This window comes from Brumimicrobium sp. (assembly GCA_023957385.1).
GTDB lineage: Bacteria > Bacteroidota > Bacteroidia > Flavobacteriales_D > Crocinitomicaceae > Brumimicrobium.
Genome location: JAMLGZ010000001.1, coordinates 1,027,988 through 1,038,967 on the forward strand (window position 1 = coordinate 1,027,988; position 10,980 = coordinate 1,038,967).

Annotated in this window: 10 protein-coding genes; 9 read left to right on the forward strand and 1 reads right to left on the reverse strand. The window is 33.3% G+C overall.

Annotated elements, in window-relative coordinates:
- Positions 1 to 21: 21 nt before the first annotated feature.
- Entirely contained in the window at positions 22 to 1,029 is a 1,008-nt protein-coding gene (locus M9897_04520; GenBank protein MCO5268142.1) for an NAD(P)-binding domain-containing protein, read from the forward strand.
- Positions 1,030 to 1,037: 8 nt separating this feature from the next.
- Here M9897_04520 and apaG read toward each other — a convergent pair whose 3' ends face one another.
- On the reverse strand, positions 1,038 to 1,436 hold the full coding sequence (gene apaG / locus M9897_04525; protein ID MCO5268143.1) for a Co2+/Mg2+ efflux protein ApaG: 399 nt from the start codon (positions 1,434 to 1,436) through the stop codon (positions 1,038 to 1,040).
- 362 nt (positions 1,437 to 1,798) lie between these two features.
- Here apaG and M9897_04530 point away from each other — a divergent pair, with 362 nt between their 5' ends.
- The 8 genes from M9897_04530 to M9897_04565 all read left to right on the forward strand — a co-directional run bounded on the left by M9897_04530 (position 1,799) and on the right by M9897_04565 (position 10,978).
- Positions 1,799 to 3,160, forward strand: a complete 1,362-nt coding sequence (locus M9897_04530) for a Na(+)-translocating NADH-quinone reductase subunit A (GenBank protein MCO5268144.1) — start codon at positions 1,799 to 1,801, stop codon at positions 3,158 to 3,160.
- A gap of 18 nt (positions 3,161 to 3,178) precedes the next feature.
- Positions 3,179 to 4,456, forward strand: coding sequence for an NADH:ubiquinone reductase (Na(+)-transporting) subunit B (locus tag M9897_04535; GenBank protein ID MCO5268145.1), 1,278 nt, complete (start codon positions 3,179 to 3,181; stop codon positions 4,454 to 4,456).
- Between the two features lie 2 nt (positions 4,457 to 4,458).
- Positions 4,459 to 5,181 (forward strand): NADH:ubiquinone reductase (Na(+)-transporting) subunit C, encoded by a 723-nt coding sequence (gene nqrC / locus M9897_04540; GenBank protein ID MCO5268146.1) that lies wholly within the window; start codon positions 4,459 to 4,461, stop codon positions 5,179 to 5,181.
- A gap of 6 nt (positions 5,182 to 5,187) precedes the next feature.
- Complete coding sequence (locus tag M9897_04545) at positions 5,188 to 5,880, forward strand: NADH:ubiquinone reductase (Na(+)-transporting) subunit D (GenBank protein ID MCO5268147.1); 693 nt, start codon at positions 5,188 to 5,190, stop codon at positions 5,878 to 5,880.
- Positions 5,881 to 5,903: 23 nt separating this feature from the next.
- Entirely contained in the window at positions 5,904 to 6,632 is a 729-nt protein-coding gene (gene nqrE, locus M9897_04550; GenBank protein MCO5268148.1) for an NADH:ubiquinone reductase (Na(+)-transporting) subunit E, read from the forward strand.
- Positions 6,633 to 6,637: 5 nt separating this feature from the next.
- Positions 6,638 to 7,936, forward strand: a complete 1,299-nt coding sequence (nqrF, locus tag M9897_04555) for an NADH:ubiquinone reductase (Na(+)-transporting) subunit F (protein MCO5268149.1) — start codon at positions 6,638 to 6,640, stop codon at positions 7,934 to 7,936.
- A 125-nt stretch (positions 7,937 to 8,061) separates the two neighbouring features.
- Complete coding sequence (locus M9897_04560; GenBank protein MCO5268150.1) at positions 8,062 to 10,173, forward strand: WG repeat-containing protein; 2,112 nt, start codon at positions 8,062 to 8,064, stop codon at positions 10,171 to 10,173.
- Positions 10,166 to 10,978: a hypothetical protein gene (locus M9897_04565; protein MCO5268151.1), complete on the forward strand. Its 813-nt coding sequence runs from the start codon at positions 10,166 to 10,168 to the stop codon at positions 10,976 to 10,978. Before M9897_04560 ends, M9897_04565 begins: the two co-directional genes overlap by 8 nt.
- Positions 10,979 to 10,980 lie beyond the last annotated feature (2 nt).

A 10,980-nucleotide genomic window follows, 5' to 3' on the forward strand; every position in this document is an offset into this window, starting at 1 on the left:
TTTTGCATTATCATTTTGCTCATGGAAAACGTGAAACAATATAAATCAATTGGCATTATAGGCGGAGGTAGCTGGGCAACGGCTATTGTTAAGATATTGACTGAAAATGTAAATCAACTGAATTGGTTTATTAGAGATGAAAATGCCATTGAATATATCAAAAAATATGGTAAAAATCTAAAATATCTTCAATCGGTAGATTTAAAAGTAGATAAGCTTAAATTGAGTAATGATTTAGTTGAGGTAATTAAGAATTCTGAGATTATTATTATTGCAACACCGTCTGCTTTTTTAGTGTCGTTATTTGAAGATTTCCCTATTGAATTATTTAAGAATAAAATTGTTTTTTCAGCTGTTAAAGGAATTATACCTGAATATCATTCGATCCCTGCACGATTTATCCACAAGACTTTTAATATTCCGTATGATAATATAGGAATAATATGTGGTCCATGTCACGCAGAAGAAGTTGCACTGGAACGATTATCTTATTTAACTATTGCTTGTCAAGATGAAGAGATAGCAGATGAAGTGTCAGAATATTTTACTACGCGTTATATTAAAACTACGGTAAGTGATGATCTTTTGGGGACGGAATTTTCTGCAATTTTAAAAAATATCTATGCTGTTGCCTCTGGTATTTGTTCCGGTTTAGGTTATGGTGATAATTTCCAAGCTGTTTTAATTTCTAATGCTATTCAAGAAATTGAAAATTTTATTGATGAGGTGAATCCACTGCATAGAGATGTAAAATCAAGTGCTTATTTAGGAGATTTACTAGTTACTTGTTATTCTCGTTTTTCTCGTAATAGAACATTCGGGTATATGATTGGGAAAGGGTATTCTGTAAAAACTGCTCAAATGGAAATGGAGATGGTAGCAGAAGGTTATTATGCATTGAAATCTATCATGGAAATTAATAAGAAGTTTAATGTAGAATTGCCAATTATTGAGGCTGTAAATAATATTATTTACGAGAAGATATCCCCAGTAATTGAGATAAAAATTCTAACTGAAAAATTAAGTTAGTTTCGCCTTTAATTCAGTTTGTTTTGATATTCTAAATGGAAACGTGGTACTTCTACCTTAAACTGTTTTGTTTGCTCTCCTTTATCGTTTACTGTTACAAAATTATAGTAACCTTCCATATAGCCTAATTCTGAAGATAAATCACAACCAGAGGTGTACACATGGGATTCGCCCGGCTCTAAAACGGGTTGCTCTCCTATAATCCCTTTCCCTTCAACAATACGGGTAGGAGCCAAGGAGTCCACTATTCTCCAATAGCGAGAGAGTAACTGTACACGGGAAGTACTTAGATTCTCAATTTTAACACTGTAATTGAAAAAGTATAATTGTTTATTCAATTGCGTTAAATCCGGTCTGAAAGTTGTGCTAACAGTTATTTTGATTCCTTTTGTAATGGCAACACTCATAAAATGTATTCATTTGATTTCTGTAAATATATAATAATTATTTTAAGTTAACAAATAGGTAATGTTTTTCTTTATTGCCTGAACAAATCGTGTAATTCCGCCAGTTCATTAATTAAAATCAATTTTATAATTGCATAAATAAGTTATATTAATCTTTATTCTAATTTAACTTAAGCTTTGATTTCCTTTCTTGTCTTGAGTTATGGTGAATTTAGTTTTTTTTTGAAGAAAAAGATAAGTTTGTATTATTTACTTATCTAGAATCATTCTAAATTAAAAAATAAAAAAAAATATTTCCCTTTTGTTGGATAAAAGTTTAACAAAGTTATAATTTTGCCTAGACTTTAAAAGTTTATAGAGACATGCCAAATACGGTAAAACTAAAGAAAGGCCTTGATATTAAGTTGCTTGGAGAAGCAGATCAGGTCATCATCGAGGCGAAAAAGCCTACTGTAGTTGCGATAAAGCCTACAGATTTTCATGGATTAAATCCAAAAGTAGTTATTAAAGAGGGGGAAGAGGTTAAGCGCGGACAAGTGTTTATGTATGACAAAAACAATGAATCCGTTAAATTTGCATCTCCTGTTAATGGAACTTTAACTGAAATTGTGAGAGGAGAAAAAAGAAAGATTCTTGCAATCAAAATTAATGTTCTAGACAAGGATGACTGTGAGCAAGTTAATGTTGGAGATTTAGCATCAATGTCAAGAGAACAGGTGAAGCAAGTCTTGTTAGACGGAGGAATGTGGCCTTTTTTAAAGCAACGTCCTTTGGATAAGATAGCGAATCCTGAGGTAACTCCTAAAGCAATTTTTATTTCATCTTTCGACTCTGCTCCATTGGCACCGGATTATGATTTTATTATGCATGATCAGGGAGCTTTTTTTCAAAAAGGGATAGATGCAATAGCTAAACTAACAGATGGTAAGGTTCATTTAACTCTAAACGGAGATCAAACAGCTGATGCGACTTTCACAAATGCTAAGAATGTTCAGATTAATACAATTTTTGGAAAGCACCCTGCTGGAAATGTTGGAACTCAAATTCATCACTTTGATCCAATTAACAAAGGAGAATTTGTATTTACTATCAATCCTATAGATGTTGTTATTATTGGTAAATTCTTTACAGATGGTAAATTTGATTCTTCAAGAATTGTTGCTCTAACAGGTTCGGAAGCAAAAAATAGAAAATATTATAAAACAATTATAGGAGCTCAAGTTTCTTCTATTATTGATGGAAATATGGAAGAAGGGAATGTGAGAGTGATTAGTGGAAATGCACTAACTGGAGATAATGTTGGGAAAGATGGTTTCTTAGGATACTATTCTTCTCAAATAACTTTATTACCAGAAGGAAATCATTTGAAATTCTTCTTAACTAAGGGTTGGCTGGGATTAGGATTTGACAAATATTCTAGTCACCGTTTATTCCCAACTTGGATTACTCCAAATTCTAAAAAACGTTTGGATACAAATCTAAATGGTGAGGAAAGAGGTTTTGTGGTAACTGGAGAAATGGAAAAAGTATTTCCTTTTGATATTTTACCTATGTATCTTATTAAAGCAATCATAGTGAATGATATTGAGAAGATGGAACAACTTGGTATTTATGAAGTAGCGCCTGAAGATTTTGCGCTTTGTGAATATGTATGTACTTCCAAAATTGAAATTCAGGATATCGTTCGAAAAGGATTGGATGTGATCGAAGAAGAATGTATGTAAAACTTAAATTGTAAGAAATTGAAAGCATTAGAAAATTTTGTAGAAAACTTAGAGCCTAAATTTGTAAAAGGCGGTAAGTGGGAAAAGATGCATCCATTATATGAGACGCTTGCTACGTTTTTATTTACACCAAAGCATACAACTCAAAAAGGAGCGCATATCCGTGATGGAGTGGATTTAAAGAGAACAATGTTTACTGTGATTATAGCTTTAATTCCGGCTCTATTATTTGGTATTTATAATACAGGTCATTGGCATTATTCTATTATGGCAGATTTTGACCCTGCTACGTATGGTGCTTATGCCGATTATATGGCAGGTTTTGGAGATAAAGTTCTTTATGGACTTGGTAAAGTTTTACCTCTTATTATAGTGTCTTATGCTGTAGGTCTTGGAGTTGAATTTATTTTTGGATTCATGAGAGGACATAGTTTGCATGAAGGATTCTTAGTGACAGGGATGTTAATCCCATTAATTATGCCTGCTGATATTCCACTTTGGATGGTAGCTGTTGGAACTGCTTTTGCCGTTTTAATGGGAAAAGAAGTTTTTGGAGGAACAGGTATGAATGTGGTAAATATTGCATTACTAACTAGAGCATTCCTATTCTTTGCGTATCCCACTAAAATGTCAGGAGATATTGTATGGAAATCCGGAACGGCTGATTTATTGGCAAAAAATGGAGGGATGATGCCTGATGGTGTTTCTGGTGCAACAGCATTGGGCGACTTGGCAACGTTTACTGGAGATTCTCCGACTGTTGCCGGACAAATATTGTCAGCTGACATGAGTCATGCTGAACTACTTTCTCATTTTGAAAAAGCGTACGATCCAATTGAGGCTGTTATTGGTATGATGCCTGGCTCTATTGGGGAAACCTCTTTTATTGCAATAATGATGGGGGCTGCTATCTTGTTATTTACAGGAGTTGCTTCTTGGAGAATTATTCTATCCTTTTTTGCAGGTGGTTTTATCTTTGGTTTATTAATGAATGGGTTGGGTCATAATGCATATCAAGAATTGCCAGCATATTATCATTTGATAATAGGAGGTTTTGCATTTGGAGCTGTATTCATGGCTACAGATCCTGTAACCGCAGCACAAACCAATGTAGGGAAATTATGGTACGGATTCTTGGGAGGTATGTTCGTGATTTTACTGCGCGTATTAAATCCAGCATATCCAGAAGGAGTTATGTTAGCTATCTTATTAATGAACGTAACAGCACCTATTATTGACCATGTTGTGGTTCAAAGAAATATAGCAAGACGTACAAAACGATTAAAAACAGCATAATCATGAAATTCAATAAAGATAAAAACGGGTTTACATTTGCATTCTCAATTATAATGGTTGTTATTGTTGGGGTAGCTCTTTCAGCTTTATCATTAGGGTTAACTCCTCAAAAGCAAGCAAATGTAGAAGCTAAGAAGAAGATTAATATTCTTTCTGCTATGGGGATAGATGCAAACCGTAGTAATGTGGCAAAAATTTATGACGAACATATCAAAAATAGTTATGTTGTTAACTCTAGTGGGGATTTAGTGGAAAATCTTCCTGCTGAAAAACAGGCGTTTAATCTGGATGTTCTAAAACAGATGCGTGATAAGACGATAAGTGTAGAAGATAGATTGTATCCTGTTTTTGAGGCAGTAAATGAAGAAGGTGAAAATGTATATGTTTTACCAATGGCTGGTAAGGGTCTTTGGGGACCAATTTGGGGATTCATTTCCATTTCAGATGATAGAGAAACAATCTCTGGTGTATCTTTTGACCACCAAGGAGAGACTCCTGGATTAGGAGCAGAAATCGCTCAACATTTCTTCCAAAAACAGTGGGTTGGAGAAAAAATATCTACTGAAGGAAGTCCTATTTATATCAATGTTGTAAAAGACGGATCTGGTAAAGAACCAGAAAGAGTGGATGGGATTACTGGAGGAACTGTTACTTCGAAAGGGGTAGAAAGAATGGTAAATGAAACTATGAATGTTTATATTAAGTATTTTAACAAAATTAAATAAAGGGTTATGAGTACTACAGAAGAAGTTGCAAAAAAGAGAGAACCTAAGGAACCTCTTTTTTCTAAAAAGAATAAAAAATTAGTTACTGAGCCTCTTGGAGATAATAACCCAGTTACAGTTCAGATTCTTGGTATTTGTTCTGCATTAGCAATTACTGTACAAATTGAACAAGCATTCTGGATGTCTGTATCAGTATTATTTGTGTTAATAGCAGGAAACGTAGTGATCTCAGCTTTACGTAATTTAATACCTTCTAGAATTCGTATCATCGCACAATTAGTTATTGCTGCGACGTTAGTAATTATTGTTGATGAGGTATTGAAAGCTTATGTTCCAGATGTTTCTGAAAAACTATCTGTTTTCGTAGGACTAATTATTACAAACTGTATCTTGATGGGACGTTTTGAAGCTTTTGCGATGGCAAATAAACCATGGCCTTCCGCTTTAGACGCAGTTGGTAACGGTTTAGGATATGCTTGGGTATTAATGGTGGTTTCTTTTGTAAGAGAATTATTGGGTTCTGGTAAACTTTGGGGCGCTAATATTTTTGGAAGCAATCTACCAGGAGAAGAAAGTGGTTTATATGCTATGGGGTATATGAATAATAATATGATGATTCTTCCTCCAATGGCCTTAATAGTAATTGGTATTATTATTTGGGTTCAGAGATATAGAAATAGAGCATTGATTGAAGAATAATAGTTTACTTTAAAATTGAATTTATGGAAAGTACATTAGATATATTTGTTAAAGCCATCTTTACTGAGAATATGATATTTGCATATTTCTTAGGGATGTGCTCCTATTTGGCGGTTTCCAAAACAGTAAAGACTGCTGTTGGATTAGGAGCTGCTGTTATCTTCGTAATGGCTGTTACGATTCCGGCTAACTACGTGTTAGAAAATTACATTTTGAAAGAGGGCGCTCTCGTTTGGTTAAATCCTGAATATGGAGTGAATGGTTCTCAAACTATTGATTTAAGTTTCCTTTCTTTCATTATGTTTATTGCAGTAGTTGCTGCTATTGTTCAGCTAGTAGAAATGATTGTTGAAAAATTCCTTCCAACCTTATATGGTGCATTAGGTATCTTTCTACCATTGATTGCTGTTAACTGTGCAATTCTAGGAGGTGCTTTATTTATGCAAGATCGTCAGTATTCTACATTATTAGATGCTACTTCTTTCGGTATTGGTTCTGGAGTTGGATGGTTTATTGCTATTGTCCTTCTAGCAGCTATTCGTGAAAAAATTAAGTACTCAAAAACACCAGCACCTCTAAGAGGAATTGGTATTACCTTTATTGTTACTGGTTTGATGGGAATTGGATTTATGAGTTTTACAGGAATTGAATATGGCAAGAAGAAACCAGCTGCAAAGGCTGCTGATAAAGCAAAGATTGAAGTGAAAAGTGATATTCAGACTTCTCAATTAATTATTAATAAAAAAGACTAGATCAAATGGGATTTGCAATTATTGTTACCGTTATAGTTTTCTTACTAGCTATGCTAGTTTTAGTTTCTATGCTTCTTTATGTAAAGGCTAAAGTGGCGCCTGAAGGTAAAATGAAAATTACAATTAATGATGATAAAGTATTAGAGGTAGATGGTGGAGATTCTTTATTAACTACTCTTGCTAATCAAAAGGTGTTCTTGGCTTCTGCTTGTGGAGGGCAAGGTACTTGTGGAGAGTGTAAATGTGTTGTTCTTGAAGGTGGTGGATCTATCCTTCCTACTGAAGAGCCACACTTTTCTCGTAAGGAAATTGCTGGTAATTTACGACTAAGCTGTCAAGTAAAGGTAAAACAAGATATGAAAATTGTCGTGCCTGAAGCTGTGATGGGTGTAAAAGAGTGGGAAGCAAAAGTAGTTTCTAATTATAATGTGGCTTCATTCATTAAAGAATTTGTGGTAGAGATTCCTGAAGATATGAATTATCGTGCGGGAGGATATATACAGATTCGTGTTCCTGCTTGTACAATTGATTTTAAAACTATGGATATTACAGCTCACCCACAAGAACATCCGGGTGAACCTGATAAATTTCATGAAGAATGGGATAAATTCAAATTATGGCCGCTTCAAATGGTGAATACTGAAGATGCTATCCGTGCTTATTCTATGGCTTCTTATCCTGCTGAAGGAAGAAGAATAATGTTGAATGTACGTATCGCTACACCACCATTTGATAGAAAAACAAATGATTGGATGAAAGTTAATCCAGGTATTGCTTCTTCATATATCTTTAATTTGAAACCAGGTGATCCTGCAATTGTTTCAGGACCTTATGGAGAATTCTTTATTAAAGAAGATTCTGATGCCGAAATGTTATACATTGGAGGTGGTGCTGGGATGGCTCCAATGCGCTCTCACTTATATCATTTATTTAAAACATTAAAGTCAGGACGTAAAGTTACTTTCTGGTATGGAGGACGTTCTAGAAGAGAACTATTCTATATTGACCATTTTAGAGAATTGGAGAAAGAATTTCCAAACTTTAAATATTTCATTGTTCTTTCAGAACCTAGACCTGAAGATAATTGGACAACAAAAACAGATGTGAATGATCCAAACGGGGATGGATTCCTTGGTTTTGTTCACCAAGCAGTTATCGATCAATATTTATCGAAGCACGAAGCTCCTGAGGATATTGAATTTTATTTCTGTGGCCCTCCAATGATGAATAATGCCGTTGTTAAAATGTGCGACGATTGGGGAGTTCCTAAAGAAAATGTTTCATTCGATGATTTCGGAGGATAGCATAAATCTTATTAAATAATTAAATGGTCAACAACTCTGTTGACCATTTTTTTTATTCCTTTTAAATAATTCTTTAAATTGGTTAATTTTGTTGGAATTTAATGTCGTAATTTTAGATAAAACAAGTGATTCTTAAGCATTTCAAACATATCAAAATTGTATTTCTTTTACTTATTTTATTAAGCGCTTGTAGTATTCAAAAGGGCTTTGAAAGCCTTGATATTTACAACTATTTTGATGCGAAGAAGCAATTTGAGAAATCAATTAAAAGAGATAAGTCACCTGCTGCATATGGATTGAGCGTAATTTATTTTAGGAAAGATAACCCTTTCCATAATTTAGATTCCGCCTATCATTATAGCCTTCTGTCTGTTGAAGCATATAAAGATGTAACTCAAAAAAAACAATTGACGTGGAGTGAAAAACTGAACTTCAATTTAGATACGGCTAAAGTTCATCGAGAAAAGATTAGTGATTTAGCTTTCTCTAAAAAGATAAATGAGAATACAGTAGATGGATTTCAACTATTTATGAGTCAATACCCATGGTCTCAACATATTTCAAAAGCCATTATTAAAAGAGATTCTTTAGCATTTGAATTGCTTAAATTAGACCCTACAAGTACACATGCATCTATTTATTTAGAGAAGTTCCCTCAAAGTTTGTGGTATCAAGATGCGTTGAATATTTTATATCAAGCACAATATGCTGAAACTATTGAATCTAATCAAATTGATAGCTATATTACTTTTGTACAAACTTACCCAGACAATCCTTTTCTAACTGAAGCTGAATATCAGATTTACCATTTATCAACTAAAGAAAATACCATATCGGATTATGTTTCATTTATTAAGAAGTTCCCACATAATCCATATATAAATACTGCATGGACTAATCTGTATCGTAAATCAACATCAGATTATACAAAAGAGGCAATTATTAATTTCCAAAATCTATATCCTGATTTTCCATTTCCTGAGTTAATTGAAAGAGACCTTGTTTTAGTAGATCAAAATCTGTATCTGTTTATGAGAAATAATAAATATGGATTTATGGATGAAAATGGAAAGGAAATAATTCATCCCATTTATGAATATGCAGGGAATTTTAATAATGGGTTGGCAGTTGTATCTAAAAATGAAAAGGCTGGGTATATCAACAAAAATGGTGATTTAATTATAGATTATCAATTTGAGGATGCCGAAGATTTTAATGATGGTAGAGCGGTTGTGACAGTTAACGATAAGCTAGGATTTATTGATGTTTCTGGAAATTATATATTAGAACCTAAATTCCTTGACTTAGGATCCTTTTCTGAGGGAATTGCTTATGCAAAAGATGATTTGGGATATCGTTATTATCAATATGATGGTTCTCTTCTTACTATGGAGTATTTTGATGAAGCATTCTCTTTTGAAAAAGGAATGGCTAAGGTGAAAAAGAAAGAATTAAATGGGTATATAGGAAGAGATGGGCAATTTATTATTTCTTCTTCCTTCGGTAAATTAACCCGTTTTTCTGATTCTTTGTTTACTATTGAATATAGAGATAGTATGAATCTTCTTACTATTAAAGGAAAGGAAGTTTTTAAAGAAAGCTATGACTATATTGGAGCGATATCTTCTAATCGGGCAATTATAGAAAAAGATGGAAATTATGGATATGTGGATAGAAATGGTAAAATTGTAATTCCTATTAAGTATGTGACTTTCCCTAATTACATACAATTTTCCCAATTTAAAAATGGATATGCTCCTTTTCGTAAAGGATATAATTATTCTATGATAGATAGTTTGGGTAAAACTTTATTGCCGGCATTATTTACAGGAATTGGAGGTTTTGGTGAATTGATTCCTGTAAGTAAAGGAAATGGATGGGGATACGTTAACAAAAATGCCCAATTAAAAATAAATTACCAGTTCGACTATGCCGAAGCTTTTGAAAATGGTATAGCGATTGTTGAGAAAAATGGTAATATGGGATTAATCAATTTGAAGGGAGATTATATACTACCCCTTGAATTTCAATCTGTGAAACGGTTTACAAATGAGTTGCTGATTGTGCATGATAATCAAGATTTATGGGGAATATATTCGCTCAAAGGTGAGCTTGTTATTCCTGTGGAGTATGATAGAATCATTCAACTTTCTGAACATAAATTACAACTTATAAAAGGAAACGACGTATTATATTATATCATACCTAAAAATCAATTCATTCGGTATAATGAATAAGGCTGATAAAATAGTGCTATTCTTGGATCGCCATAAATATGGTATCTTAATTACGCTATTCTTACATATTGGATTGTTTATCTATCTACAAGTTACTACATATAAAGAAGGAGTTTTGTATGAACCTTGGAATTTTAGAGAAATGAATGCGGAAGCCCCAGATAATATTGAAATCACTGCTGAGCAAATTCAAACGGAAGCTGAACAGAATATATACCAAGAAAAGGAAGTTACCTCTTTTGTAAAAAATGAAAATGATTCTCGAAATAGAAGCAATGACGCTATGCAGTCATACACATCTTACAGTAACTATAAGAATGTAGAGAAGATGGAAGATGATTATGAGAAAAGTATAAAAGATAGGATAGCAAAAGAGAAGGAGGCAAAGGAACAAAATAAACAAAATTCAGCTACTTCAGATGTAGAAAATAAAAAAGAGGATAAAGGAGTAGATAAAGATAAGTTTAATTTTGGTCAAAACTCCAGTTCTGAGGCTGTTAGTGGGGAAACAATGGTTTCTTATTCTTTGAAAGATAGATATCCTTTAAATCATAATGACTGGTATATTAGAAATCCTGGATATACATGTGGCAATGTAAATGGTACTGTAAAAGTTGCAATTATTGTTGATAAAGGAGGGAAAGTGATATCTGCCACTTATATGGAAGTAGGGAGTCAGAATGCTTCAGAATGTATGCGTCAGAAAGCAGTGGAGTATGCCCTGAAGTCACGTTTCAATTATTCTGGACAGGCTTCGGATAAACAAGAAGGCATTATCACCTATAGATTTGTATTTAGAAACTAAGT

Excerpts from the sequence above, each read along its gene's own strand:
- M9897_04520 (MCO5268142.1), top strand. The coding sequence starts at position 22 with ATGGAAAACGTGAAACAATATAAATCAATTGGCATTATAGGCGGAGGT.
- apaG (MCO5268143.1), bottom strand. The coding sequence starts at position 1,436 with ATGAGTGTTGCCATTACAAAAGGAATCAAAATAACTGTTAGCACAACT.
- M9897_04530 (MCO5268144.1), top strand. The coding sequence starts at position 1,799 with ATGCCAAATACGGTAAAACTAAAGAAAGGCCTTGATATTAAGTTGCTT.
- nqrC (MCO5268146.1), top strand. The coding sequence starts at position 4,459 with ATGAAATTCAATAAAGATAAAAACGGGTTTACATTTGCATTCTCAATT.
- M9897_04545 (MCO5268147.1), top strand. The coding sequence starts at position 5,188 with ATGAGTACTACAGAAGAAGTTGCAAAAAAGAGAGAACCTAAGGAACCT.
- nqrE (MCO5268148.1), top strand. The coding sequence starts at position 5,904 with ATGGAAAGTACATTAGATATATTTGTTAAAGCCATCTTTACTGAGAAT.
- nqrF (MCO5268149.1), top strand. The coding sequence starts at position 6,638 with ATGGGATTTGCAATTATTGTTACCGTTATAGTTTTCTTACTAGCTATG.
- M9897_04565 (MCO5268151.1), top strand. The coding sequence starts at position 10,166 with ATGAATAAGGCTGATAAAATAGTGCTATTCTTGGATCGCCATAAATAT.